Annotated in this window: 25 protein-coding genes, 1 tRNA gene and 34 other annotated features; of the genes, 9 read left to right on the forward strand and 17 right to left on the reverse strand. The window is 53.5% G+C overall.

The annotated features are described in order from the left end of the window. Positions 1-41: 41 nt before the first annotated feature. Positions 42-1,192, reverse strand: a protein-coding gene (gene pdxB, locus STM2370; RefSeq protein NP_461312.1) for an erythronate-4-phosphate dehydrogenase. Within the gene, positions 42-1,178 belong to an annotated coding region; the region does not span the whole gene. Then, positions 1,187-1,192 (reverse strand) — a ribosome-binding site (putative RBS for pdxB; RegulonDB:STMS1H002498). It overlaps the preceding gene by 6 nt. Positions 1,193-1,267: 75 nt before the next feature. After that, positions 1,268-1,273 (forward strand) — a ribosome-binding site (putative RBS for flk; RegulonDB:STMS1H002499). Between pdxB and flk the strand changes: the two genes are divergently transcribed. Next, the gene (flk, locus tag STM2371) for a cell division protein (RefSeq protein ID NP_461313.1) occupies positions 1,268-2,283 on the forward strand. Within the gene, positions 1,282-2,283 belong to an annotated coding region; the region does not span the whole gene. It overlaps the preceding feature by 6 nt. On the opposite strand, the gene STM2372 is transcribed toward flk, so the two are convergent. Continuing rightward, positions 2,280-3,470, reverse strand: a protein-coding gene (locus tag STM2372; protein NP_461314.1) for a putative transport protein. Within the gene, positions 2,280-3,458 belong to an annotated coding region; the region does not span the whole gene. The genes flk and STM2372 overlap by 4 nt on opposite strands. After that, positions 3,465-3,470 (reverse strand) — a ribosome-binding site (putative RBS for STM2372; RegulonDB:STMS1H002500). (Overlaps the previous gene by 6 nt.) Before the next feature lie 167 nt (positions 3,471-3,637). Beyond that, the gene (locus tag STM2373; protein NP_461315.1) for a putative cytoplasmic protein occupies positions 3,638-4,019 on the reverse strand. Within the gene, positions 3,638-4,012 belong to an annotated coding region; the region does not span the whole gene. Further along, positions 4,014-4,019, reverse strand: a ribosome-binding site (putative RBS for STM2373; RegulonDB:STMS1H002501). It overlaps the preceding gene by 6 nt. A gap of 159 nt (positions 4,020-4,178) precedes the next feature. Next, positions 4,179-4,184 (forward strand) — a ribosome-binding site (putative RBS for STM2374; RegulonDB:STMS1H002502). Here STM2373 and STM2374 point away from each other — a divergent pair. The 3 genes from STM2374 to STM2376 all read left to right on the forward strand — a co-directional run bounded on the left by STM2374 (position 4,179) and on the right by STM2376 (position 5,488). Beyond that, positions 4,179-4,433, forward strand: a protein-coding gene (locus STM2374) for a putatiave helix-turn-helix regulatory protein (RefSeq protein NP_461316.1). Within the gene, positions 4,185-4,433 belong to an annotated coding region; the region does not span the whole gene. It overlaps the preceding feature by 6 nt. A 160-nt stretch (positions 4,434-4,593) precedes the next feature. Further along, positions 4,594-4,599: a ribosome-binding site (putative RBS for STM2375; RegulonDB:STMS1H002503), on the forward strand. Further along, the gene (locus tag STM2375) for a putative cytoplasmic protein (RefSeq protein NP_461317.1) occupies positions 4,594-4,970 on the forward strand. Within the gene, positions 4,602-4,970 belong to an annotated coding region; the region does not span the whole gene. It overlaps the preceding feature by 6 nt. Further along, positions 4,962-4,967 (forward strand) — a ribosome-binding site (putative RBS for STM2376; RegulonDB:STMS1H002504). It overlaps the preceding gene by 6 nt. Next, positions 4,962-5,488 (forward strand): putative periplasmic protein gene (locus tag STM2376; RefSeq protein NP_461318.1). Within the gene, positions 4,970-5,488 belong to an annotated coding region; the region does not span the whole gene. The genes STM2375 and STM2376 overlap by 9 nt, the downstream gene beginning before the upstream one ends. Before the next feature lie 66 nt (positions 5,489-5,554). Here STM2376 and STM2377 read toward each other — a convergent pair. Beyond that, positions 5,555-6,216 (reverse strand): putative inner membrane protein gene (locus tag STM2377; protein NP_461319.1). Within the gene, positions 5,555-6,211 belong to an annotated coding region; the region does not span the whole gene. After that, positions 6,211-6,216: a ribosome-binding site (putative RBS for STM2377; RegulonDB:STMS1H002505), on the reverse strand. Its footprint overlaps the gene before it by 6 nt. Before the next feature lie 92 nt (positions 6,217-6,308). After that, positions 6,309-7,533 (reverse strand): 3-oxoacyl-[acyl-carrier-protein] synthase I gene (fabB, locus tag STM2378; protein NP_461320.1). Within the gene, positions 6,309-7,523 belong to an annotated coding region; the region does not span the whole gene. Further along, positions 7,528-7,533 (reverse strand) — a ribosome-binding site (putative RBS for fabB; RegulonDB:STMS1H002506). (Overlaps the previous gene by 6 nt.) Before the next feature lie 81 nt (positions 7,534-7,614). Further along, positions 7,615-7,620: a ribosome-binding site (putative RBS for STM2379; RegulonDB:STMS1H002507), on the forward strand. Between fabB and STM2379 the strand changes: the two genes are divergently transcribed. Then, the gene (locus tag STM2379; protein ID NP_461321.3) for a putative peptidase occupies positions 7,615-9,683 on the forward strand. Within the gene, positions 7,623-9,683 belong to an annotated coding region; the region does not span the whole gene. (Overlaps the previous feature by 6 nt.) A 51-nt stretch (positions 9,684-9,734) precedes the next feature. Here the strand turns inward: STM2379 and yfcL are convergent. From yfcL to yfcB, 6 genes are all read right to left on the reverse strand, one after another. Continuing rightward, positions 9,735-10,021 (reverse strand): putative cytoplasmic protein gene (yfcL, locus tag STM2380; protein NP_461322.1). Within the gene, positions 9,735-10,010 belong to an annotated coding region; the region does not span the whole gene. Beyond that, positions 10,016-10,021, reverse strand: a ribosome-binding site (putative RBS for yfcL; RegulonDB:STMS1H002508). It overlaps the preceding gene by 6 nt. Before the next feature lie 21 nt (positions 10,022-10,042). Continuing rightward, the gene (yfcM, locus tag STM2381; RefSeq protein NP_461323.1) for a putative cytoplasmic protein occupies positions 10,043-10,609 on the reverse strand. Within the gene, positions 10,043-10,591 belong to an annotated coding region; the region does not span the whole gene. After that, positions 10,591-11,420 (reverse strand): putative permease gene (yfcA, locus tag STM2382; RefSeq protein NP_461324.1). Within the gene, positions 10,591-11,400 belong to an annotated coding region; the region does not span the whole gene. The genes yfcM and yfcA overlap by 19 nt, the downstream gene beginning before the upstream one ends. Beyond that, positions 10,604-10,609 (reverse strand) — a ribosome-binding site (putative RBS for yfcM; RegulonDB:STMS1H002509). It overlaps the preceding gene by 6 nt. Further along, the gene (gene mepA / locus STM2383) for a penicillin-insensitive murein DD-endopeptidase (RefSeq protein ID NP_461325.1) occupies positions 11,400-12,234 on the reverse strand. Within the gene, positions 11,400-12,224 belong to an annotated coding region; the region does not span the whole gene. Before mepA ends, yfcA begins: the two co-directional genes overlap by 21 nt. After that, positions 11,415-11,420: a ribosome-binding site (putative RBS for yfcA; RegulonDB:STMS1H002510), on the reverse strand. It overlaps the preceding gene by 6 nt. Beyond that, positions 12,228-13,324 (reverse strand): chorismate synthase gene (gene aroC, locus STM2384; protein NP_461326.1). Within the gene, positions 12,228-13,313 belong to an annotated coding region; the region does not span the whole gene. The genes mepA and aroC overlap by 7 nt, the downstream gene beginning before the upstream one ends. Then, positions 12,229-12,234 (reverse strand) — a ribosome-binding site (putative RBS for mepA; RegulonDB:STMS1H002511). (Overlaps the previous gene by 6 nt.) After that, positions 13,319-13,324: a ribosome-binding site (putative RBS for aroC; RegulonDB:STMS1H002512), on the reverse strand. (Lies within the gene aroC.) Before the next feature lie 24 nt (positions 13,325-13,348). Next, the gene (yfcB, locus tag STM2385) for a putative methylase (protein ID NP_461327.1) occupies positions 13,349-14,290 on the reverse strand. Within the gene, positions 13,349-14,281 belong to an annotated coding region; the region does not span the whole gene. Beyond that, positions 14,285-14,290: a ribosome-binding site (putative RBS for yfcB; RegulonDB:STMS1H002513), on the reverse strand. (Overlaps the previous gene by 6 nt.) A 142-nt stretch (positions 14,291-14,432) precedes the next feature. Beyond that, positions 14,433-14,438, forward strand: a ribosome-binding site (putative RBS for yfcN; RegulonDB:STMS1H002514). On the opposite strand from yfcB, the gene yfcN reads away from it, so the two are divergent. Beyond that, positions 14,433-14,998 (forward strand): putative Smr domain containing protein gene (yfcN, locus tag STM2386; protein ID NP_461328.1). Within the gene, positions 14,447-14,998 belong to an annotated coding region; the region does not span the whole gene. Its footprint overlaps the feature before it by 6 nt. 99 nt (positions 14,999-15,097) lie before the next feature. Here the strand turns inward: yfcN and sixA are convergent. The 4 genes from sixA to yfcZ form a co-directional block, all read right to left on the reverse strand. Then, positions 15,098-15,593, reverse strand: a protein-coding gene (gene sixA / locus STM2387) for a phosphohistidine phosphatase (RefSeq protein ID NP_461329.1). Within the gene, positions 15,098-15,583 belong to an annotated coding region; the region does not span the whole gene. Continuing rightward, positions 15,588-15,593, reverse strand: a ribosome-binding site (putative RBS for sixA; RegulonDB:STMS1H002515). Its footprint overlaps the gene before it by 6 nt. A 198-nt stretch (positions 15,594-15,791) precedes the next feature. Further along, positions 15,792-17,953, reverse strand: a protein-coding gene (gene yfcX / locus STM2388) for a putative dehydrogenase (protein ID NP_461330.1). Within the gene, positions 15,792-17,939 belong to an annotated coding region; the region does not span the whole gene. Beyond that, positions 17,939-19,261, reverse strand: a protein-coding gene (yfcY, locus tag STM2389; RefSeq protein ID NP_461331.2) for a putative acetyl-CoA acetyltransferase. Within the gene, positions 17,939-19,249 belong to an annotated coding region; the region does not span the whole gene. Before yfcY ends, yfcX begins: the two co-directional genes overlap by 15 nt. Next, positions 17,948-17,953: a ribosome-binding site (putative RBS for yfcX; RegulonDB:STMS1H002516), on the reverse strand. It overlaps the preceding gene by 6 nt. Further along, positions 19,256-19,261 (reverse strand) — a ribosome-binding site (putative RBS for yfcY; RegulonDB:STMS1H002517). Its footprint lies within the gene yfcY. A gap of 165 nt (positions 19,262-19,426) precedes the next feature. Further along, positions 19,427-19,724 (reverse strand): putative cytoplasmic protein gene (yfcZ, locus tag STM2390; protein NP_461332.1). Within the gene, positions 19,427-19,711 belong to an annotated coding region; the region does not span the whole gene. Further along, positions 19,719-19,724 (reverse strand) — a ribosome-binding site (putative RBS for yfcZ; RegulonDB:STMS1H002518). It overlaps the preceding gene by 6 nt. Before the next feature lie 100 nt (positions 19,725-19,824). After that, positions 19,825-19,837: a protein binding site (putative binding site for OmpR, RegulonDB: STMS1H000331), on the forward strand. Between the two features lie 99 nt (positions 19,838-19,936). Then, positions 19,937-19,947 (forward strand) — a protein binding site (putative binding site for OmpR, RegulonDB: STMS1H000329). Continuing rightward, positions 19,943-19,951 (forward strand) — a -35 signal (putative -35_signal for fadL; RegulonDB:STMLTH004541). Its footprint overlaps the feature before it by 5 nt. Here yfcZ and fadL point away from each other — a divergent pair. Then, the gene (gene fadL, locus STM2391) for a transport of long-chain fatty acids (protein NP_461333.1) occupies positions 19,943-21,389 on the forward strand. Within the gene, positions 20,076-21,389 belong to an annotated coding region; the region does not span the whole gene. Its footprint overlaps the feature before it by 9 nt. Continuing rightward, positions 19,959-19,977: a protein binding site (putative binding site for FadR, RegulonDB: STMS1H000181), on the forward strand. (Overlaps the previous gene by 19 nt.) Next, positions 19,970-19,978 (forward strand) — a -10 signal (putative -10_signal for fadL; RegulonDB:STMLTH004541). (Overlaps the previous feature by 8 nt.) Further along, positions 19,983-20,001 (forward strand) — a protein binding site (putative binding site for FadR, RegulonDB: STMS1H000177). Further along, positions 20,031-20,051, forward strand: a protein binding site (putative binding site for CRP, RegulonDB: STMS1H000113). Next, positions 20,041-20,053 (forward strand) — a protein binding site (putative binding site for OmpR, RegulonDB: STMS1H000325). (Overlaps the previous feature by 11 nt.) Beyond that, positions 20,070-20,075: a ribosome-binding site (putative RBS for fadL; RegulonDB:STMS1H002519), on the forward strand. Then, positions 20,091-20,103 (forward strand) — a protein binding site (putative binding site for OmpR, RegulonDB: STMS1H000330). A 60-nt stretch (positions 21,390-21,449) precedes the next feature. Here the strand turns inward: fadL and vacJ are convergent. After that, positions 21,450-22,218, reverse strand: a protein-coding gene (gene vacJ / locus STM2392; RefSeq protein NP_461334.1) for a lipoprotein precursor. Within the gene, positions 21,450-22,205 belong to an annotated coding region; the region does not span the whole gene. After that, positions 22,213-22,218, reverse strand: a ribosome-binding site (putative RBS for vacJ; RegulonDB:STMS1H002520). (Overlaps the previous gene by 6 nt.) A 261-nt stretch (positions 22,219-22,479) precedes the next feature. After that, positions 22,480-22,485 (forward strand) — a ribosome-binding site (putative RBS for yfdC; RegulonDB:STMS1H002521). Here vacJ and yfdC point away from each other — a divergent pair. Then, positions 22,480-23,435, forward strand: a protein-coding gene (gene yfdC, locus STM2393) for a putative transport (protein NP_461335.1). Within the gene, positions 22,494-23,435 belong to an annotated coding region; the region does not span the whole gene. (Overlaps the previous feature by 6 nt.) Before the next feature lie 73 nt (positions 23,436-23,508). Next, positions 23,509-23,580: transfer RNA gene (gene argW, locus STM2394), tRNA-Arg, on the forward strand. Between the two features lie 161 nt (positions 23,581-23,741). On the opposite strand, the gene pgtE is transcribed toward argW, so the two are convergent. Next, the gene (pgtE, locus tag STM2395) for an outer membrane protein E (RefSeq protein NP_461336.1) occupies positions 23,742-24,693 on the reverse strand. Within the gene, positions 23,742-24,680 belong to an annotated coding region; the region does not span the whole gene. After that, positions 24,688-24,693 (reverse strand) — a ribosome-binding site (putative RBS for pgtE; RegulonDB:STMS1H002523). It overlaps the preceding gene by 6 nt. Positions 24,694-24,790 lie beyond the last annotated feature (97 nt).

A 24,790-nucleotide genomic window follows, 5' to 3' on the forward strand; every position in this document is an offset into this window, starting at 1 on the left:
CGTCCCTGTCGCATTATTCGACAGGGAGCATTAAGAAGACATTAATGTGCCGGGTGATGAACAGCGTTAAAACCTAGCTTACACAGCAAGGCGGCTGCCGTTTCGTCGTCACACATCACGTATAAAGACGACCATTCACGGCGCTCAAGATAATTTTTACGCAATTTATCAAATTCACCCGGAATTCCAGCGACTTTACGCAGTGGCGCATCGTCGCGGCGCACATCATACACCAAATGCGCCAGTCTTTTCAGCGTCGGTTGATCCAGCGGGCCATGAAGCGTAATACGACCAAACTCAGGCGCAGGCAGTAATGTCTCCAGCGCGACACGCTGCTCGCGACCGATAAACGCGCTATACGCCTCAAAGACCTGGGTGGTGCCGCGCGCTTTGCCTTCCAGCGTATAGCCGGCAATATGCGACGTGCCGATATCCACGGCTTCCAGTAGCGCGACGTTAAGATCCGGTTCGCCCTCCCACACATCAAGCACCACGCTCAGCGGCTGCCCGGCATTAAGTCGCGCCAGCAACGCGGCGTTATCCACCACCGGACCGCGGCAGGCGTTAATGAGAATGGCGCCGGGTTTCAGTCGACGGATCAGCGTCTCATCGGCCAGATGCAGCGTTTTGTACGGTCCGTCTTTATAGAGCGGCGTATGGAAAGTCAGGACATCCGCTTCCTGCACCAGCTCATCCAGCGTACGAAAATCACCCTCGTCCCCGCGTGCGGCGCGTGGCGGATCGCACAGCAACGTGCGGATACCCAACGCTTCAAGCCTGGTCTGTAGCCGGCTTCCGACGTTACCCACGCCGACAATCCCTATAGTGCGATCGCGTAACGAAAAGCCGTCACGTTCGGCCAGCATCAACAGCGCGGAAAACACATACTCCACCACGGCGATAGCATTACAGCCGGGCGCGGCTGAAAAACCGATGCCCGCCTGCTTCAGCCATGCCTCATCCACATGATCGGTGCCTGCCGTAGCAGTACCAACGAAGTTAATCGGCGTGCCGCTCAGCAGCGATTCATTCACTTTCGTGACCGAACGCACCATTAACGCATCGGCATGGTTCAATTCTTCAACGGGGATCGGGCGACCCGGCACTGCCTTTACCTCACCCAGGCGGCTAAATAATTCGCGGGCGTAAGGCATATTTTCATCAACGAGAATTTTCACGACTGTCGTACCTGTTTGAGAACGAGAGTTAACCGGACAAGTGTGCCATAATCTGGCCGCCAGGCATATATTGCTCAGATTTATGGTTAAAGGATAATTAATTATGCATCCCATCTCCGGCGCCCCTGCACAGCCTCCAGGCGAAGGGCGTAATCCTCTTTCCGCTGCGAGCGAGCAGCCGCTTTCCATGCAACAGCGTACGGTACTGGAAAGGCTGATCACGCGCCTGATTTCACTGACCCAGCAGCAAAGCGCGGAAGTATGGGCCGGAATGAAACACGATCTGGGGATAAAAAATGACGCGCCGCTACTGTCGCGCCACTTCCCCGCCGCTGAACAGAATCTTACCCAGCGTCTGGGCGTAGCGCAGCAAAATCACGCCAATCGTCAGGTGCTTTCACAGCTAACAGAGCTGCTTGGCGTCGGAAATAATCGTCAGGCCGTCAGCGATTTTATCCGTCAGCAATACGGTCAAACCGCGCTTAGCCAGCTTACGCCCGATCAACTCAAAAACGTGCTGACGCTCCTGCAACAGGGGCAGCTTTCCATTCCGCAGCCGCAGCAACGTCCGGCAACGGATCGGCCATTATTGCCTGCTGAACATAATACGTTGAATCAGTTGGTGACGAAGCTGGCGGCCGCGACCGGCGAGTCAAACAAACTTATCTGGCAATCAATGCTGGAACTCTCCGGCGTGAAAAGCGGCGAGCTCATTCCGGCAAAACAGTTTACCCATCTGGCGACATGGCTACAGGCGCGGCAGACGCTGTCACTACAACACGCGCCTACGCTACATACGCTGCAGGCTGCGTTAAAACAACCGCTGGAACCGGACGAACTCACAGCGATCAAAGAGTATGCCCAACACACTTATCAAATTCAGCCGCAAACGGTGCTGACCACCGCCCAGGTGCAGGATTTACTTAACCATATTTTCCTGCGTCGCGTAGAGCGGGAGGCGGATGAGCTCGAACCGCTCTCTATTCAACCCATCTACCGCCCGTTTGCGCCGATGATTGAAACCGTGAAAAATCTGTCTGCGCGACCAGGCCTGTTGTTTATCGCGCTAATAATTGTACTGGCGCTTTTCTGGCTGGTTTCTTAACCGCGCCGGAACGATAATATCGTCACCAGGATGCCAACCACCGCGGAGATCGCTCCCGCGAGGAATACGGAAGGATAGCCGTATGACGTGGCCAGCATGCCCGCCAGCGGGCCGGTAACGCCGTAGGAGATATCCTGAAACGCGGCGTAGCCGCCGAGCGCCGTACCGCGTACCTGTGCAGGTACGCGTTTCACAACCTCCACGCCCAGCGCCGGGAAAATCAGTGAACACCCTGCCCCGGTGAGCGCCGCGCCTACCAGCGCTATCCAGGCCGTCGGCGCCAGCCACAAGAGCAGCAACCCTGCCGTCTCAACCAGCAATGAGACAACGGCGACCTTCACGCCGCCAAAGCGGTCCGGCATCCAACCGAACAATATGCGCATCAGTACAAACGCACCGCCAAACGCGGTCAGGGTGAATCCCGCCATCGTCCAGCCATTGCTGACAAAATAAAGTGAAATAAACGTACCGATGACGGCAAAGCCCACGCCCTGCAATGCCAGGCCCAGGCCCGGTTTCCAGATAAGCCCGACCACGCTCCACAGTGAAGGTCGCTCCCCCGTATACGCAGGCACTTTACGCACGGTGCCGTTGAATGCCCAGGCCAGCAGCGGTAAAACCATCGTCGTCCCCGCCAGCGCCGCGAAGCCAAAGTGGCTATGGATCAGCAAGCCCAACGGCGCACCGGCCGCCAGCGCGCCGTAAATCGCCATCCCGTTCCACGACATCACCTTACCGGAACGCGTTGGGCCAACCAGCCCCAGTCCCCAGGTCAGGGTTCCGGTCAGCAGCTGGCTTTCGCCAAATCCGAGGATCAAACGCCCGACAATAAGCAGCGCGAATTTTACTGGCGCGGAAACCGGCAACAGCGCGGCCAGGAGCCAGGCGGCGCCCGCCAGCCCGCAGGCAAGCATCCCCTGTAACGCCGATCGTTTAGCGCCATATTGATCCGCCAGCCGTCCGGCATAGCCGCGCGTCAGTACCGTCGCAAAAAACTGAATGCCCACGGCGATCCCAACCATCGTATTGCTATAGCCCAGTTCGTGATGAACAAAAAGCGGGATGACGGGTAACGGCAGGCCGACCGTCATATAGGTCAGGAAAACCGCAAAGGCGATGCGGAACAGCGAAAAATTCGCAGACGGGGTCGTTGTTTTTTGGCTAACTGCTGTCATGCATTACTCCAGAATGCAGAGTAAGGCGGGGAAAGGCCACGCCCCCCTCTACCTGAACGTCAGGATTAAGGTGCGTTGGATAACGTTAAACGCTTACGCATTATCGGAAGGATAATGTAGAAAGTGAAGTCTGCCTGTGAGACGCGAAACTTGTCAACCTTGAAATTGCAGCCAGGGTATCAACGTGGCGGCGTGTCATCAAACAGAAAGGGAAAGACCGCTTTCATCCCTCTCACCTTAAACCGTCCGGTCACCTGCTTGCGCTGTTCTGGCGTCAGTAACCTGAACATCATCTCCCAGATATCTTCAGGCTCCGCTTCCTGTAAGGAAATGGGTTCCGGCGTCGGTTCCTCTCCGCTGTCGTCCAGATAACGATGAACATAAAGAGGGAAAACAGATATATGAAACTCCTCGGCCTTTGATTTAACACGCTTACGCCTGACACCCTCTTTCCCTTCGCTGTACTTATACAAACGTTCGCGAACCGCAGGCTCGCTTCCCGGAAACCCCGGTAAGCCAAGACATTCCTTAACCGTGAACCATTCCTTTGCCATCGGTTTCTTTCCTTTCCCCTGATGAAATAAAAATATTTCTTCTTTTTCGCGAAATTTTGCTTTCTTTCTGGCACTATTCTCAGAGTGAAAAAGAAAGTAACTTTCTTTTTCTCGCGCTAATTTTTACCTTAAAAATATCGGTGCCGATAACACATCTTCTTAGGATTACAGAATGGAACCAAAAAGCCAAGACTGGCATCGTGCAGATATTAAAAGTGCACTTGAAAAAAGAGGTATTACGCTCAGAGATCTTTCTCGTCAGGCCGGTTTATCACCTGATTCACTGCGCAATGTCTTTACCCGTTCCTGGCCGAGAGCTGAACGGATTATTGCGGACGCGCTGGGCATCACGCCGAAAGAGATCTGGCCGTCGCGCTATGATGATATGCAAATAAAAAATGATGCCGATATCGCAGAATAATAGTTAATGCTGAATAAATTGGCTTTAACCTATCAATCTCAACAATTAATAAATATTTAAACTTATTATATTGAAAATAGTAATAGCACTATCTGTCATGCTTCCCGAATCAAATACTGTTAAAGCATTACGTCATTGCTATTACGTATTTTATTAACAGGAATCATTATGAGTTGGGATAAAAGAATGGCGGTTAATTATGCCAAAACGCATGCAGGTTCTCATTCTCAAGGCCGGTGTGCGGAATTTACCCGAAAGGCAATTCAGGCGGGCGGTATCACGCTGGGGCATACATATCATGCGAAAGATTATGGCCCAATGTTAAGAAGCGCCGGATTCACCGCTATTGGTACCTATGAAATGCCGCGCGAGGGTGACGTCATCATTATTCAACCTTACGCTGGCGGAAACCCGAGCGGTCACATGGCGATATACGATGGCACAGAGTGGTATTCAGATTTTAAACAACGCGATATGTGGGCCGGCCCGGGCTACCGGGCAGCCAGGCCCTCATATACCATCTACAGGAAGAATTAATGAAAACGTTCTCCCTTGTCGCGCTTATCCTGTTGCTTTGTAGTTGCTCTGCGCCTCATCACGACAGTACGCAGGCCGTGAAGCAGTTCTATACCTCATGGATGACGACGTTCACGAACGATGTGAATACCCCTGACGACACCACCGCCTTAATGCAACGTTACGTTGCTAAAGAGGTTATTCATCGCCTGGCGCTAATACAGTCCCTTTATGAACAGGAGATTGTGGGGGCAGATTATTTTATGTATGCGCAGGACTATGCGCCAGAGTGGATTCCACAGTTACGGGTTGGGAAGGCACACCCTTTCCTCGGCGGAGAAAAAGTGGATGTTCTGTTGGCTACAGAGTCAACGCCCATCCACCTGGAAGTTTATACCCGTTGGGAAGAGGGACGCTGGAAAATTTACCGCGTTCGGGATGCTGACAGGGGTTATGAACAGCCGATTTATGACGCAGGCGCCATCACCCAGGCTGAGGCCTGGTCAGCGAAAGTCGCGCCGGAATATAAGAAGCATTAAAAAAGGGAACCGCCATCGGTCTCTTGTTCGTACCGGAGAGGTTAAAGCGCCTCTTGCATCAGGCTCTTATTCCGTCGCTGAAAACAGTAAGCCGAAAACAACCCAGGCATTATTTAAAATATGAAGTATTATCGGTATCATTAGCCCACGGCTTCTCATTCGAACAACGCATAATATCGATGAAAAAACAAACAGATAAACAAAAGTCACCGCAAAGAGATATTGTGTATGCATAAATGCAAAAGCGAGTGAAGTAATAATAATACCGGAAGCTCTTGAGTACCGACCCCAACCGATACTGCTGTTTAATAAAAACCCTCTGAATATAATTTCCTCCGCCACAGGAGCCAGAAAGCACATCGCCAGCGTGTTAAGAAATTTATGAAGAAAAAATTGCCTTGATAACTCGGCCATCCAGGGTTCCGGGCCACTAAAAGCATTGTAGAGAACGGTAAGGCACACCAGGGCCAGCGCCGGAACAAAACACTCCACGAATGATAAGCGACCCAATGATAAAAACGGGTAATACTTTGAATAAATACTCCAGGCGGCAATCGCATAGACAAAAACAATACTATATATAAAAGGCGCAGCCAGACCTCCCAAATAAAGCCAGGCATAGGAAGGCGAAAATGAGGCAAAAACAAAAATGCCGAACAAACCAAATAAAACAGCCACACAACTCAAACTATGCCTAATTTTATCTAATGTATTAGTTGGCATTTATATAATATCCATATAATTTGTTGTTCCCTGAATGAAAAAACAGGTCGCATTAGCGACCTGTTTCATTGTTGATACTACAACGTAATAGTCAGGCTTACAACTTACGCATCACCAGCGTGGCGTTGGTGCCGCCAAAACCGAAGCTGTTAGACATTACGGTAGTCAGTTCACGCTCGGTCGTTTCGGTCACGATGTTCAGACCCGCAGCCTGCTCATCCAGCTCTTCGATGTTGATGCTCGGCGCGATAAAACCGTGCTCCAGCATCAGCAGAGAGTAGATGGCTTCCTGCACGCCAGCCGCACCCAGCGAGTGGCCGGTCATCGCTTTGGTCGCGGAGATAGCCGGGCTGTTATCGCCAAACACTTCACGGATTGCACCGAGTTCTTTCACGTCGCCTACCGGAGTAGAGGTACCGTGAGAGTTCAGGTAGTCGATCGGCGTGTCTACGCCGTGCATCGCCATCTGCATGCAACGTACTGCGCCTTCACCAGACGGAGCAACCATGTCTGCGCCATCGGATGTTGCGCCATAGCCGACGATTTCCGCATAGATATGCGCGCCGCGCGCCAGAGCGTGCTCCAGCTCTTCGACAACAACCATACCGCCACCGCCCGCGATGACAAACCCATCACGGTGCGCATCATAGGTACGGGACGCTTTTTCAGGCGTATCGTTATATTTGGTGGACAGTGCGCCCATCGCGTCGAACTCACAGGCCATTTCCCAGCACAGCTCTTCGCCGCCGCCAGCAAAAACGATGTCCTGTTTGCCCAGTTGGATCTGTTCAACCGCATTGCCGATACAGTGTGCGGAGGTCGCGCAAGCGGAGCTAATGGAGTAGTTCACGCCATAAATTTTAAACGGCGTAGCGAGGCAGGCGGAAACGCCGGATGCCATTGCTTTCGTCACCACATACGGGCCCACGGCTTTCAAACCACGCGGGCTACGCATGGCGTCTGCGCCAAAGACCTGGAATTTCGGGGAGCCGCCGCCGGAACCTGCAATCAGGCCGACACGCGGGTTATTCTGATAGACTTCCGGCGCCAGACCGGCGTCGGCCACTGCCTGCTCCATAGACAGATAAGCATAGATGGAGGCGTCGCTCATAAAGCGCACGACTTTGCGGTCAATGAGGCCAGTGGTATCCAGTTTTACGTTGCCCCATACCTGGCTACGCATGCCGGCGTCCTTCAGCTCCTGAGAGAAAGTGATCCCTGAACGTCCTTCACGCAGAGATGCCAGGACTTCCTGCTGGTTATTACCGATGCTGGAAACGATGCCCAGGCCAGTAATCACTGCACGTTTCATTCAATACCTCTGTAATTCGCACTATTTTTAAGTTTCGATTGGCACAATAGCGTACACTTGTACGCCGAACAAGTCCGATCAGCCATTTAGTACGGAAATTTGCGCCATCAGGCACACATCGTTAAGATCGCGATACCGCCCGTCAGACGAGTAACTTACGTGAAACAATACGCCATACAACCCGCCACACTCGAATTTAACGCTGAGGGTACACCTGTTTCCCGAGATTTTGATGATGTCTATTTTTCTAATGACAATGGACTCGAAGAGACACGCTACGTTTTTCTTGGCGGCAATCGTCTTGCGGAGCGATTTCCCGTACATTCACATCCATTATTTATAGTCGCGGAAAGCGGTTTTGGCACCGGACTCAACTTCCTGACGCTGTGGCAGGCGTTTGACAGCTTTCGTTCTGCGCACCCACAGGCGACGCTGCAAAGGTTACATTTCATCAGTTTTGAGAAATTCCCGTTAACGCGCGACGATCTGGCGCTGGCGCACCAACACTGGCCGGAGCTCGCGCCCTGGGCAGAGCAGCTGCAGGCGCAATGGCCGCTGCCGCTCCCGGGGTGCCACCGCCTATTGCTGGATCGGGGCCGGGTGACACTGGATTTGTGGTTTGGCGATATTAATGAATTGACCGACCAACTGGACGCCACGCTAAATCAAACAGTCGACGCCTGGTTCCTCGACGGTTTTGCCCCGGCGAAAAATCCGGATATGTGGACGCCAAACCTGTTTAACGCGATGGCGCGGCTGGCGCGGCCCGGCGCAACGCTGGCGACGTTTACCTCGGCGGGTTTCGTCCGTCGGGGATTGCAGGAAGCCGGTTTTACCATGCAAAAACGCAAAGGCTTCGGGCGTAAACGCGAGATGCTTTGTGGAGTGATGGAACAACACCTCATGCCGACCCTTTCCGCGCCCTGGTTTTACCGCAGTGGAAGCGAAAAACGTGAAACGGCGATCATTGGCGGCGGCATTGCCAGCGCGCTGTTATCACTGGCGTTACTGCGTCGCGGCTGGCAGGTGACGCTCTATTGCGCAGATGATCAGCCCGCCCAGGGCGCTTCCGGTAATCGACAGGGCGCGCTTTATCCGCTCCTTAGCAAACATGACGCCGCCATTAATCGCTTTTTCCCGACCGCATTCACCTTTGCCCGTCGCCTGTATGATGCCCTGCCCGTCTCTTTTGATCATGACTGGTGCGGCGTAACGCAGCTCGGATGGGATGAGAAAAGCCAGCAGAAAATTGCCCAGATGCTGTCCCTGGCGCTGCCCGCCGGACTGGCCTCGGCGCTCAATGCCGAAGAGGCGGAACAGGCGGTTGGCGTGACGACACGCTGCGGAGGAATTACCTATCCGGCAGGCGGCTGGCTGTGCCCGGAACAATTAACTCGCGCAGTCATCGCACTGGCGACCGAACAGGGTTTACAAACGCGCTTTCGCCATACGCTCACGTCGCTCGTTGCGCAGGAGTCGCGCTGGCAACTGCGCTTTACGTCAGGTGAAACCGCCAGCCATGAGACCGTCGTTCTGGCGAACGGCCATCAGATTAACCGTTTTGATCAGACCCAGCCGCTGCCGGTGTATGCCGTCGGGGGGCAGGTCAGTCATATTCCCACCACCCCCGCTCTCTCGGCGTTGCGTCAGGTGTTATGCTACGACGGCTATCTGACGCCGCAAAATCCGCATAATCAGCAGCACTGTATTGGCGCCAGCTATCACCGGGGTGACGAAAGCACCGTCTGGCGCGAAGAAGATCAGCGTCAGAACCGACAGCGTCTGCTTGACTGTTTTCCGGATGCGAAATGGGCCACAGAGGTTGACGTCAGCGGCAACAGCGCCCGTTGCGGCGTGCGTTGCGCCACCCGCGACCATCTGCCGATGGTGGGCAATGTCCCGGATTACCATGCCACGCTGACGCATTACGCCGATTTAGCCGATAATAAAACGTCGGCGGCGCCTGCGCCTGTGTATCCGGGTTTATTTATGCTCGGCGCGCTGGGATCGCGCGGTTTGTGCTCAGCGCCATTATGCGCAGAAATTCTGGCGGCGCAGATGAGTAACGAGCCGATTCCACTGGATGCCGGTACGCTGGCGGCGTTAAATCCAAATCGGTTATGGGTGAGAAAGTTATTGAAGGGAAAAGCGGTGAAGTAATGGGTCAGTCAATAGCGGAAGGCGGCAAGCGTCGCCTTCCGGCCCACGGCGTTATTGTTTTGCCTTGTCGAACAAATTGTCCCACATCGCTTTGACTAACGCCTGATCGCGCGGCGACAGTTCGCCGGCGCCGATCGCTTTTTCCAGACTTTGGCTAACGTTGGCATAGACCGCCTCAACGGAGTGGTCATCACCGCTCTCCAGCTCGGCAATGGCTAACGTCAGGTGGCCACGCAGGTATCCACTGGCAAAAAGCTCATCGTCGCTGGCGTGCTCTACCATATCGTCAATTAATGCCAGAATGCGTGATTCAAACTCCGCGATCATCTTCTTTCCTCATTGTAAACGTGGCGCTGGCTTTAATTAAGCGCTTCCGGCCACGGGAACTGTTCCGCCTTAAGTTCGGGCGTGTGATAGTAATTCTGTAGCGCTTTGATGAAGCGGGCCGGACGTTCAGGAATGCCCTGCTCCAGATACGCCATTACCTGCGCATGAACCCGGCGCTGAAACGCCACGCGATCCGGTTCAATATCGCCTTCCAGATTGTCGCAACTGACGTTAAAGGGATACCCCGCCGCCACGCAAAACAACCAGTCGAAAGCCTGTGGCTTCACCTCAACGTCTTCGAATTGACTTTGGGTCTGCGCGTCGCGTCCGTCCGGGCAGTACCAGTAACCAAAGTCAACCAGTTCGCGGCGCGCCTTACCGGCGATACACCAGTGAGAAATCTCATGCAGCGCGCTGGCGTAAAACCCATGCGCAAAGACGATACGGTGGTACGGTACCTGCGCGTCAGCAGGAAGATAGATCGGTTCGTCGTCGCCTTTAATCAGACGGGTATTAAATTCTTCGGCAAAGCAGCCGTTAAAAATCTCAATTAACTGTTCGTAATGGTGCGTATTGTTCATTAATTCATCCCCAACCAGTGGAGGATCTCCTGTCCGTGGCTATCATAAAGTAACCTGGCGCTCATTACCGCCGAGACAATAACGATCATCGGTCTGATAAGCTTTTGGCCTTTGCTCAACACCAGACGCGACCCCATTCGCGCCCCTAAAAACTGACCAACCAGCATCACGAAGCCCGTCGCCCAGATCACTTTGCCGCCGATGATAAATAACAGCAGGCCGCCAACGTTGGAGGTAGCGTTAAGCACTTTGGCATGTGCCGTGGATTTCGCCAGGTTATAGCCACATAAGGTGACAAACGCCAGAGCGTAAAACGACCCGGCGGCAGGCCCGAAAAAGCCGTCGTAAAACCCGACGCATCCCCCGGCTATCAGCGCGAACGGTAATCCATACAGGCGGCGCTGGCGATCTTCCTCGCCCAGCTTCGGCATCAATAAAAAATAGAGGCCGATGAAAATCACCAGGATGGGCAAGATCTGGCGCAAAATATCCGCCTGCACGTGCTGCACCAGCAGCGCGCCGCTCATCGAGCCAATGAACGTCATCAGAATATTGAGCTTTTGCTCGGCCAGGTTTACCACTTTACGGCGAATAAAATAGAGCGAAGACGAGAGGGAGCCGCCGCACGCCTGTAATTTATTGGTCGCCAGCGCGTTTGCCGGCGACATCCCGGCGGCCATCAGCGCAGGGATAGTGAGCAGCCCTCCGCCCCCGGCGATAGAATCGATAAATCCTGCCAGTACGGCGACAAAAAACAGCACCACCAGCAGCAGCGGGGAGACCATAAACAGATCATAAAAATTGTCCATCAGAGTACATGCTCATCCAGTAGCGCCTGGCAGGAAGGCGGCAGCGGCGGCGGTGTCTTCTTCTCAGGCTTTGTGGTGCCAGGTTTTGGCGGTTCGAACCAGCTTTGCAGTTCAGCGCCGCATCCATCGCCCGGCGGGGGTAAAGGTTGATCTTCGCACTCCAGGCTGTCGGCAGGGCAGCGTAAACGCACGTGCATATGCGCGCGATGCTGGAACCAGGGGCGTACTTTACGTAGCCAGTCACGATCGTTTCCGGCATCGAGGCAAAGCTGTTGTTTAATAGCCGGATTGACGAAAATACGGGTGACGTCATTGTCTTGTGCTGCCAGTTTGATCAGACTGGCGATATCCGACGACCAGCGCGACGGCACGACATGTTTACCGTCGCGGGACACCAGATCTAACGCCTGCGGGCGCAATAGCTGCGCCTGGCTCCAGCGCGTTTTCGGCAACTGCAAGAAAATATCCACATCAAGCCCGGTCTGATGACTGGCGTGTCCGCCATTAAAGCGGCCTCCGGCAGGCATCCCCATGTCGCCTATCAGGACGGTTCCGAGCCCCCGTTGCTGCGCCTGATGACTCAACCGCTGGATAAACATGACCAGATCCGGGTGGCCGAAATAACGGCGCTGATCGGTGCGCATCACCTGATAATTATCGGACTGTACCGGCAACGTGTCGGCGCCAATGATGCATCCGTTGGCAAAGCTACCGATAGACTGGGCGGCGCCGGGGACAGGATGGGTTATTTTCTGCCACGGCGTCGCCGCCAGGCTGGCGCTACTGACAAACCATGCCAGCAGCGCAATCGCGGTTTTTTTCATTTCTTACCAGCGTGGAATCTCTGTCTTTACATCCGCATTCTGTGCCCGATGGCGCAGCAGGTGATCCATCAGCACGATCGCCAGCATGGCTTCTGCGATCGGCACTGCGCGAATCCCCACACACGGATCGTGGCGCCCTTTGGTGATCATTTCGACTTCTTCACCTGCCCGGTTGATCGTACGTCCCGGCACGGTAATGCTGGAGGTAGGTTTCAGCGCCATATGCGCCACAATGTGTTGCCCGCTACTGATGCCACCGAGGATGCCGCCAGCGTGGTTGCTCTGAAAACCCTGCGCCGTGATTTCATCGCGATTCTGGCTGCCGCGCAGCGCCACCACGTTAAATCCTTCGCCGATCTCCACGCCTTTCACCGCATTAATGCTCATCAGCGCATGGGCGATGTCCGCATCCAGTCGGTCAAATACCGGTTCGCCAAGCCCTGCCGGCACGCCGCTCGCCATCACCGTCACTTTCGCGCCGATGGAGTCACCCTCTTTTTTCAGCGCGCGCATCAGTTCGTCCAGCGCGTCAAGTTTGTCCGCATCGGGACAAAAGAACGGATTAAGCTCAACCTGACGCCAGTCTTTAATCTCCAGCGGAATGTCGCCCATCTGGGTCAGGCAGCCGCGGATTTCGATGCCGAACTTTTCCGCCAGGTATTTCTTGGCGATCGCCCCTGCCGCTACGCGCATCGCGGTTTCACGCGCGGAAGAACGTCCACCGCCACGGTAATCGCGCAGGCCGTATTTCTGCTCATAGGTGTAATCCGCGTGTCCCGGACGAAAAACATCTTTAATCGCGCTGTAGTCCTGCGAGCGCTGATCGGTGTTTTCAATCAGTAGGCCAATGCTGGTGCCGGTCGTCACGCCATCAAACACGCCGGAGAGAATTTTTACCTGGTCCGGTTCGCGGCGCTGGGTAGTATAGCGCGAGGTGCCGGGGCGGCGTCTGTCGAGATCGTGTTGCAGATCGGCCTCCGTCAACGGGATGCCGGGCGGCACGCCATCGACGATACACCCAAGCGCCAGCCCGTGTGATTCGCCGAAAGTGGTTACGCGAAAGAGTTGTCCAATTGTGTTTCCTGCCATCACGGCTCCGTTATCGTTGTTGTCGTTTGCGTGTTTTAATCTTTATAAATATTGAAATGTTCACGGGCCGCGAGCAACTGCGCTTTGGTCAACATAAAGACGCCATCGCCGCCGTTGTCAAACTCCAGCCAGGTGAACGGCACATCCGGATACTGCTCCATCAGATGTACCATGCTGTTTCCGACTTCACAAATCAGAACGCCGTCATCGGACAGATAATCCGGCGCATTTCCCAGGATACGACGGGTCAATTTGAGGCCGTCAGTGCCGGACGCCAGCCCCAGCTCAGGTTCGTGGCGATATTCGTTCGGCAGATCGGACATATCCTCCGCATCGACATAAGGCGGGTTAGTGACAATCAGATCGTACTGAACTTTCGGCAGATCGCGGAACAGATCGGAACGGATTGGCGTCACGTGATGGATAAGACCGTGTTCTTCAATGTTATGCTCGGCGACAGCCAGCGCATCCGGCGAAATATCGACCGCATCAACCTCTGCGTCCGGGAAAGCATAAGCACAGGCGATGGCGATGCAGCCGCTGCCGGTACACATATCCAGAATATATTTCGGCTGTTGGCTAATAAGGCCAGCGAAGTGGTTATTAATCAGCTCGCCAATCGGTGAACGCGGCACCAGCACGCGCTCATCGACATAAAATTCGTGGCCGCAGAACCAGGCTTTATTGGTCAGGTAGGCGACCGGGATACGCTCGTTAATGCGACGAATCACTCGCTCGACAATGCGGTGTTTTTCGCTGGACGTCAGCCGCGCGGTCCGCATATCTTCCGGAATATCCAGCGGCAGATAAAGAGACGGCAACACCAGTTGTACCGCTTCATCCCACGGGTTATCGGTACCGTGTCCATACCAGATATTCGCCGCGCTAAAGCGGCTTACCGCCCAGCGCAACATGTCCTGAATGGTATGCAGTTCACTTACTGCTTCATCGACGAAAATTTTATCCACGTATTCCTCCAGGGCATGCTCGCATTAAATTCGGCGGCTAGTTTGCCACGAAGACAGGGATAAATCAGCATTGACGCGGCGGGAGAATACGAAAAATCCGTTTTGACCGTTCGGATATCCTCCGGGTCGGGTAAACTAAGGCAAAAGATCAGACGAGACCCACGAATGAAAAAGAAAACATCGCTCAGCGAGGAGGACCAGGCGCTGTTCCGTCAGCTGATGGTCGGCACCCGAAAGATTAAACAGGATACTATCGTCCATCGGCCACTGCGCAAGAAAATCACGGAAGTCCCTACCCGAAGGTTAATTCAGGAACAGGCGGACGCCAGCCACTATTTTTCCGATGAGTTCCAGCCGCTGCTCAATACGGAAGGGCCGGTAAAGTATGTCCGTGAAGATGTCAGCCATTTCGAGCTAAAAAAAATGCGCCGCGGCGACTATTCGCCGGAACTGTTTCTGGATTTACACGGCTTAACGCAGCTTCAGGCCAAGCAGGAACTGGGGGCGCTGATTGCCGCCTGCCGTCGGGAACATATTTTTTGCGCCTGCGTCATGCATGGACACGGTAAACATATTCTGAAACAGCAAACGCCGTTATGGCTGGCGCAGCATCCGCATGTGATGGCCTTTCATCAGGCGCCGAAAGAGTACGGCGGCGACGCCGCGCTGCTGGTGTTGATTGAAGTGGAAGAGTGGCAACCGCCCGAATTACCCTGATGCGGAATTGCCGGATGGCGGCGCAAGCGCCTGATCCAGCCTACGAACAGCCAGCGCTGTCGTAGGCCTGATAAGCGAAGCGCCATCAGGCAGCAAAGATTAAATCGCTTTCGCCATTTTCAGATTGCAGGGACTCATTTGCCAGTTGAATGTCCCCTTGCCGCTTTCATCAAGCGTAACGTTGGCAATTGCGGACGTCGTGAACATCGGCGGCGTTTCGCCCGGACAAAGCTCAGATACCAGGTATCCGACCAGAGGTAAGTGAGAAATCACCAGCACCGATCCGATCTCTTCATTGGCCAGCGCCTGGAGGTAGGCGCTGACCAGACCGACATCGCCACAGGGCGTTAGCTCCGGCAGGACATCCACCTGAGCCGGCAGATTCATACAATCGCCGACCACATCTAACGTCTGTTCGGCCCGAAGAAACGGACTCACCAGAACACGTTCGATATCCACTTTTTGACCTTTCAGCCAGTTCGCCATCAGGCGAGACTCGTCACACCCACAAGGGGTCAAGGGACGAACCGAATCACTGGCGGCATCGAGGGCTGCGTCGCCGTGACGCATGATAAAAACTTGCATATTGCACCGCTTTTGTTAACCAGTTTCACCAACACGCTTACCACATGCCCCTATTGGCTGCGGCAAAAATGCGGTGGCCGGCATTGTGCCTTATCCATTCACTGAATGAAACGCTGTTTTTTACCTCAATGGCGTAAGTATAGTCAATCCTTGATTATTATTTCGCCACTAAGGAGGCATTCAGTGCGGATTCATATTCTCTTTGACCTCAATTTCCCTGGTCAGTTTCCCCATTCGTCCAGAAATGCTCCCTGCGCTCCGCCATGCGCACTAATTGTTCACAAGGCGCGTAACGAGGACCGTAAAGTGCGGCCAGGCGCTGTAATGTCGCCACCATTTCACCCGGCCCGAGAGCATCCATATAGCGGAACGGGCCACCGAGAAACGGCGGAAAACCGATACCAAACACGGCGCCGATATCGCCATCGCGCGCGCTGCGAATCACTTTTTCGTCGAAACAGCGCGCCGCTTCGTTAAGCATTAACATGACACAGCGCTCTGCCACCTGCTGCGCAGACAATCGACTCTGCCCTTGCACGCCAATAAGCTTATAAATAGCAGGGTCAACCTGTTTTTTGCTTTTACGCCCTTTTTCGCCATAAAGATAGAAACCGCGACCATTTTTTCTACCTTTGCGATCGTCATTCAAAATTGAAGCGACAACATTTGCAGGCGCGCTAAAACGTTCTCCATACGCCGCCTCAAGCACAGGAATAATTTTAGTGCCCGTGTCGATTCCTACCTCATCCAAAAGTTGGATTGGCCCCACCGGAAAACCAAATTTTACCAGGGCGGCGTCAATATGTTCGACGCGTTCGCCTTCAGTCAGCATCCGAATCGCCTCATTGATATATGGCGCAAGAATTCGGTTAACATAAAACCCGGCTTTATCACTGACGACTATCGGGGTTTTACCCTGTTTTTTCGCCAGCTTAACGGTCGTGGCGATGGTCTGCGCGGAAGTAGACGCATGAGGAATAACCTCAACCAGCGGCATTTTTTCGACCGGGCTAAAAAAGTGCAATCCAATCACCTGTTCCGGTCTGGCCGCATTCGCCGCAATATCGCCAATCGGCAGGGAAGAAGTATTGGAGGCAAAAATGGTGTGAGCAGCGCAATTTTGCTCCACTTCCGCCACCATCTGTTGTTTTAACGGCAGATCTTCAAACACCGCTTCAATGACCAGATCACGATGACTGAAACCACGGTAATCGGTCGAACCTGATATCAACGCCAACTGTTTATCGCGTTCGCTGGCTTTGATATGGCGGCGGCGTACTTTTGTTTCAAGCAGATCCCAGCTGTACTTCAGAGCATGATTGATCCCCTGAGTATTTATATCCTTAATTCGTACTGGCAAGCCGCCTTTACAGGCCGTAACCCAGGCGATACCGCCGCCCATTAACCCGCCGCCTAAGATGCCCACGCTGTTCAGCGGGCCGGGCGGCGCATCGCTACCGGGATCTTTTTTCACCTCGGTACTGGCAAAGAAAATAGCGCGCAGCGCCTGCGATTGAGGCGTCATCGCCAGCTCGCCGAAAGCGCGCGCTTCCGCGTCATAGCCGCTACTGCTGCCCTGCGCCAGTCCAGTTTCAATCACATCAATGATCCGCTCCGTCGCCGGATAATTACCCTGCGTTTTTTGCGCTGTCTTTTTACGCACCAGGCGAAATAACAGCGCGCGCCCCAGCGGCCCCGCCAGGATACGTTCACGGACCGGTAATGTCCGCTGCGCCAGGCGTTCTTTTTTAGCCAGCTCGACAGCCGCTTCCAGTAAAATAGTTTGCGGCACCACATCATCAACCAGCCCGGCTTTAAGCGCCTGTCTGGCGCGAAGCTGTTTACCTGTCAGGATCATATCCAGCGCGGTACTGACCCCCACCAGCCGCGGAAGTCGCTGCGTTCCGCCCGATCCCGGTAAAAGCCCTAACTGTACCTCCGGCAGTCCGAGAACGGTTTTAACGTCGTCGGTACAGATGCGCCGATGGCAGGCCAGCGCCATTTCAAGGCCGCCCCCCAGACAGGCGCCGTGAATGGCGGCGATAACCGGAACAGGCAACGCCTGGATCTCCGCCATCAGTTGCTGTCCCTGACGCGCCAGCGTTTCCGCTTCCTGCGCGTTTTGGCAGTGACCTATCATGTTGATATCAGCGCCAGCAATAAAGTTATCTGCTTTGGCTGAGATAAAAACAACGCCCTGCAACGCTTTATTTTCCCGGATCTGCTTCAGGATGGCGCGTACCTGCGTGGCAAACTCCGCTTTCAGGGTGTTCACCTTTTCTCCAGGGACATCAATAGCGACAACCGCGACATTATCCAGACGCACGTTAAGCATAAAAGCTGATGTGGTAGTCATTATTCCGCCTCCAGAACCATCGCCGCGCCAAGACCGCCAGCCGCGCAGGCCGTGACCAGGCCAAAACCTCCGCCCCGACGCCGTAATTCATGCAACGTTTGGGTTATCATCCGCGCGCCCGTTGCGGCAAAAGGATGCCCGTAGGCGATTGAGCCGCCGAGCACGTTGAATTTAGCGTCATCCACCTCCCCTGTCGCCTGCGCACAACCAAGCACCTCACGGGCAAATCGTTCGCTGCCCAGCAGTTGTAAGTTCGCCAGAGTCTGAGCGGCAAACGCTTCATGCATGTCAAAAAGCGTCAGATCGGCCATCGTCAACCCGGCCCGCTCCAGCGCCAGCGGCGTTGACCAGGCCGGCCCCAATAGCATGTCCTGCCAGACATCAATAGCGGTAAAGGCGTAGCTGCGCAGATAACCAAGCGGGCGCAGCCCCAGCTCTTTAGCGCGGGATTCGGTCATCAGAATAACGGCGGCAGCGCCGTCGGTCAGCGGTGTACTGTTGGCGGCGGTTACGGAGCCATGTTTTCGGTCAAAAGCGGGACGCAGTTTAGCGTAGTCCGCCAGCGTGGAGGCGCCGCGAATGTTGTTGTCTTCTGCAAAGGGGTTTTTATACGGCGGCACATAGGTCGTCATCACTTCTTCCGCCAGTTTGCCCTCCGCCCATGCCTGCGCGGCGCGCTGATGTGAACGATGCGCCAGCGCGTCCTGCTGTTCACGCGTAATACCATACGTTTTCGCCATCTGTTCGGCGGTATCGCCCATGCGCAGACCGGTGGAATACTCAGCAACGGCGGGAGGAACGGGCAGCAGGTCGCGTAAGCGCAGACGAGAAAAAAGCGTCAGCCGTTGGCGGGTCGTCCGGGCTTTATTGACATCAACCAGTACCCGCGCCAGGGCTTTACTCACGCCTATTGGCAGTACCGACGACGAATCTGCGCCGCCAGCGATACCGGCGCGTATCGTGCCGGCCATCAGGCTTTCCGCCACATTCGCTACCGCCTGAAAACTGGTGGCGCAGGCGCGGCTTACGCTATAGGCATCGGTATGAACATTCATCCCCGTACCCAGCACAATTTCGCGCGCAATATTGGGGGCTTCCGGCATTTGTACTACCTGACCAAAAACCAGTTGCTCAATGGCATCGGCTGGAATTTCACTGCGCGCCAGCAGCTCGCCTACCACCATCTTGCCGAGATCAACAGCGGGAATACCATGAAATGCAGTGGCCTGACGAGCGAAGGGGGTTCGTAACCCACTGACAATAGCAATGCGATCGCCCTGGCGGGTGACCAACGGTAAAGCCTGACGCATAGTACTCCCCTGTAAAAAAATAAATTAGTGGTCTGACCTGATCACAGTCTTAACCAATTTTTTACATTTAGCCAAGCAGAGAGAAAAGAAAGTGGGAGCTAAGGCACAGTGAAGGGAAGCGACAAAAAAAGAAAACGCCTCCGCCAGATGATGACGGAGGCGTCGTGAATGAACGGATTAACGCAGGCCGAGCTGGAAGATCAGCGTTTCTGCTTCGCAGGCGAAAACAAAATCAATATCCAGACGAACGCCTTCGGATTCCTCGGTAAAGGTTGGCGTAATTTGGCAAGGTTCAGACTCCACGCTACGCGCTTTTTCGGTTAACGCCGCCAGCGTCTCTTCAGCCTCTGCGCGGGTAGCGAATACGCGGCTGTATGACGCGGTGCAATCGGAGTTGTCCATGATGGTTCCAACGTCCATACAGCAGCAAACCGGGGTTTCATCAGCACTGCATTTACTCATTGTAGATTTCCTCTGTATTTGCACCCAGGGTGCCAGATAAACGATGGGGATATTTTACGCTCCCGGCATTCGCCTCTCCAGTCGTTAATGGTGGGAAACGCGTTAAGTGACCGAAATCACACTTAAAAATGATCTAAAACAAAAATCGCGCGATCGGGTGACCGTTAAGCCCGCCGATTTTGCCAGCCAGATCTCGTTTCTAAGATCACAATTGAAAAAACTTATAAACATACTTGCAACATTCTAGCTGGTCAGACCTATACTCTCGCCACTGGTCTGATTTCTAAGTCGTACCGCAGACCCTACACTTCGCGCTCCTGTTACAGCATGTAACATAGTTTGTATAAAAATAATCAATGAGGTTATGGTCATGAGCCAGAAAACCCTGTTTACAAAGTCTGCTCTCGCAGTCGCAGTGGCAATCATCTCCACCCAGGCCTGGTCTGCAGGCTTTCAGTTAAACGAATTTTCTTCCTCTGGCCTTGGCCGGGCCTATTCGGGTGAAGGCGCAATCGCAGATGATGCGGGTAACGTTAGCCGCAACCCGGCGTTAATTACCATGTTTGACCGCCCGACGTTTTCAGCGGGCGCGGTTTATATTGATCCTGATGTTAATATTAGCGGGACATCGCCATCTCGTCGGACGTTAGATGCGGATAACATCGCGCCGACGGCCTGGGTGCCGAACGTCCATTTTGTCGCCCCGATTAACGACCAGTTTGGCTGGGGGGCTTCTATTACCTCTAACTATGGTCTGGCGACAGAGTTTAACGACACATACGCCGGCGGCTCGGTTGGCGGTACGACCGATCTTGAAACCATGAACCTGAATTTAAGCGGCGCTTATCGCTTAAATGAGGCCTGGAGCTTCGGCCTCGGCTTTGATGCGGTATACGCGCGTGCAAAAATCGAACGTTTTGCGGGCGATTTAGGCCAGTTGGTCGCGGCACAGAATCCGGCGCTGGCGCCGGTCGCGGGTCAGATTCCCAGCGACACCAAGATTGCCCACCTGAACGGTAATCAGTGGGGCTTTGGCTGGAATGCCGGTATCCTTTATGAACTGGATAAAAATAACCGCTACGCGCTGACCTACCGCTCGGAAGTCAAAATTGACTTTAAAGGCAACTACAGTAGCGATCTTCCCATCGCTATAAACCGATTTAACCTGCCTATCCCAACGGCAACCGGCGGCGCAACGCAGTCAGGCTACCTGACGCTGAATCTGCCGGAAATGTGGGAAGTGTCCGGTTATAACCGTGTGGCGCCACAGTGGGCCATCCACTATAGCCTGGCCTATACCAGCTGGAGCCAGTTCCAGGAATTGAAGGCAAAATCGACCGCCGGCGATACGCTCTTTGAGAAGCATGAAGGCTTTAAAGACGCTTATCGCATTGCGTTGGGTACCACCTATTACTACGATGACAACTGGACGTTCCGTACCGGTATCGCCTTCGATGACAGCCCGGTACCAGCGCAAAACCGTTCTATCTCTATTCCGGACCAGGACCGTTTCTGGCTGAGCGCCGGTACGACTTACGCCTTTAACAAAGATGCGTCTGTCGACGTTGGCGTCTCTTATATGCATGGTCAGAGCGTGAAAATTAATGAAGGCCCTTATCAGTTTGAATCTGAAGGGAAAGCCTGGCTGTTCGGTACTAACTTTAACTACGCGTTCTAATCTCTTTCTGAAACGGATCAAAAAGGTGAGCATTGCGCTCACCTTTTTATTTACTGCCGTTTATTCCGAGTCGATCTCTTTGAGTTCGTCCTGAATCGCCTGCGCGTTCGGGTTTTCCTGCGGCTTGAGTTTTCCGCCATTGGCGATAAAGTCATGACGCTGGAAGTACGCCTCGCGCACCATAATATAAGGATCGGAAGACTGGCGCAGCAAACCATCGGAGTCCAGCAACTGCGCGCGGGTTTCTATCCCTTCGATAGTCCATTTTCCTATGGACATTGGCCAGGTCAACCACGAGAGCACCGGATACAAGGTATCCGCCATATCCCCGCCATCTTCACGCAGCGTGAAGCTGCCGTAGAACGGAAGTTGCATATAAGGCCCATACCCCACGCCATAATGGCCCAGCGTACTGCCAAAGCGATGCGGTTCAACGCGCTGCAGCTTAGGATTCGCCATTCCCGCGACGTCAATAAAGCCGCCCATCCCTAATAAGGTATTCAGGAAGAAACGGGTGAAATGCACCATACCCTGATAAGGATCGCCCTGCAGGAAATAGTTCACCATGATCGCCGGTTCTTCGAGGTTGCCGGTGAAATTACTTAAACCGTTACGCGCAGGCTGTGGAACATAATCACGCCAGGCGACCGCGACCGGCCGAACAACATACGGGTCCAGCACATTAAAGTTGAAGTTGTACATGGTGCGGTTAAACCCTTCAAATGGGTCTGAACGCCCCTGCTGTTCTGTACCGGAACTCGCACACCCGACCAGCAGTGTGGTTCCCAGCGCCAGCGCCGACAGGCGAAGCTTCATAGATGTCTCCCTGTGAATTATGGCTATCGCTGATTGCCATCCATGACGGAACGCTACCGTATCCGCCTGTTTAGGTGTGAGCGATTTTAACAGCACGTCAAACGATGTCTATATGCGCGATCTCATTGCTTTGAGCATAGCCTGGTAACGCAACAACGTGACGGCCCTATTCTAACGAAACAGATAAAAACGAGCGTGATCATTTTTATTTTTTCGGAGAATGCCCCGGCCTGGGTAAATGAAAAACCGCTACGCTTTATTAATATGTGTTAATCAGCAGAGATCATCATGGATAGCCTTAACGACGATAAAATTAACCGGCACAGCAGTGACCTGGAAGTTGAAAGCGAAGAAAAACAAAGCGGTAAAGAGATTGAAGTGGATGAAGATCGTCTTCCTTCCCGCGCCATGGCGATTCATGAACATATTCGCCAGGATGGTGAAAAAGAGATGGAACGCGATGCGATGGCTTTGCTCTGGTCAGCTATTGCCGCAGGACTTTCTATGGGGGCATCACTCCTGGCGAAAGGGATTTTTCACGTGCAGCTTGAAAGCGTTCCCGGCGGCTTTTTACTGGAAAATCTCGGCTATACCTTTGGTTTTATCATTGTCATCATGGCCCGCCAGCAATTATTTACTGAAAACACCGTTACCGCCGTATTGCCGGTAATGCAAAATCCCACTCTGAGTAACGTTGGCCTGCTGATGCGCTTATGGGGCGTAGTCTTATTGGGCAACCTTATTGGCACCGGGGTTGCGGCGTGGGCATTTGAATATATGCCTATATTTGATGAAGAGACCCGCGACGCCTTTGTCAAAATTGGTATGGAGGTCATGAAAAATAGCCCAACGGAGATGTTTGCCAACGCGATTATCTCTGGCTGGATCATCGCCACAATGGTATGGATGTTTCCTGCAGCAGGCGGGGCAAAAATTGTGGTCATTATTTTGATGACCTGGCTTATCGCGCTGGGCGATACCACCCATATTGTCGTCGGTTCCGTTGAAATTTTGTATTTGGTTTTCAACGGCACGCTGCCCTGGAGCGACTTTCTCTGGCCCTTCGCCCTTCCCACACTTGCCGGAAATATCTGCGGCGGCACCTTTATTTTCGCATTAATGAGCCACGCGCAGATCCGCAACGATATGAGCAATAAACGTAAGGAAGAAGCGAGGCTACGCGGCGAGCGCCTGGAACGGGAGCGGAAAAAAGCGGAAAAACAGCGCTGAGTGGCGACGGTTTAACCAGTCAGGCGGCGCTACACTTACTCCGGCGAATAAAAAACGCTATACTGGCGCCGCGTTGTCCCCTTAGTTAAATGGATATAACGAGCCCCTCCTAAGGGCTAGTTGCAGGTTCGATTCCTGCAGGGGACACCATTGATACCCAGGACATTCTCTTCTTGCTGCATAACCTTTCGAGCGGTTTCCCTTTCATGTTGCTTTTATTGCCCCTATGCAATATCACCGGACATGCCATACGTTCAGCAAAAAGTCGTCATCGGCCGGTTATGACCGATGACATCCCGATGTGGTCTAGAAGCGATACTGCAACCCCGCGGTAACCGTATAGTTATTATTAGCTATACCTGCGGCATCGCCACCAAAATACGCCGTATCACCGCTGGTTTTATCTATGATTTGCGTACCGCCCTTACCTTCTTCATATTTACTGTAAGCAAACTCAGCAAAGATTTTTGCATTACTGGTAATATAATATCCGGCGTCAATAGAAGCGCCATAATATCGTGAATTTTCCGTTTTTTCACGGAAGGTAAGTTTGCGCATGTAGTGTTCGTCATTATCATGCGCATTTACCCAGTCGCTGTATTTAAACAGTACATTACACTCAAAGTCATTAATACGATAATCACCCGCCAGCCCGATATAGGGCATTTCGAAACGCTGGCTATAACCTATGCCGCGCACGCCATGAGGAAAATTACCAATATATCGACCATTATCATAAATATAAGACCCGCCTCTTGCCGTCCAGCTAAAACGGGTTTCCTGATAGCCCGCTGTTACGCCCGCCTTGTAGTTATCGCCCTGCAATAACCAACCTTTCACGTTCAAATCGTATTCATTAGCATAGTTGACGCTGGTGTCCGGATGAATTGAACGATCGGTCCAGCCTGGCTGCTCACTGCTCATCCAGTCATGGTCAACCATATGACCCGATCCCGACGCCAAAGACGTCCAGCCGCGGGCGTCCAGCGTCATGAACGAATAGGGTTCCCATGATAAATCCCCCTGCAACGTGGCGACATTTTTTATTTTCCAATCCAGTTGACTCAGCTTCCGCCCGGTGTCGGTATCATAAACCAGCTCCCTGGATTTACCATTTAACACACCCACGGAAAGGGATGTCGTGACGCTATCAGGAGAGACGTCCGGAATAAATAAGGCAGACTCCGCATAAACCGACTCAGAAAATACGGCGATCATCATTACTGCAATAGCATGTTTTTTCATTTCTCTTGTCCTCATATTCAGATGTAATCTGGAGAGGTGATGAAGTTTTCATCTTGTCAAATCGTCGGACAAGAGTACATTTATTACGCCAGAGAACTTGACGCATTTTT

Origin of the sequence: Salmonella enterica subsp. enterica serovar Typhimurium str. LT2 (assembly GCF_000006945.2) — a bacterium.
In the GTDB taxonomy this organism is placed as follows: domain Bacteria; phylum Pseudomonadota; class Gammaproteobacteria; order Enterobacterales; family Enterobacteriaceae; genus Salmonella; species Salmonella enterica.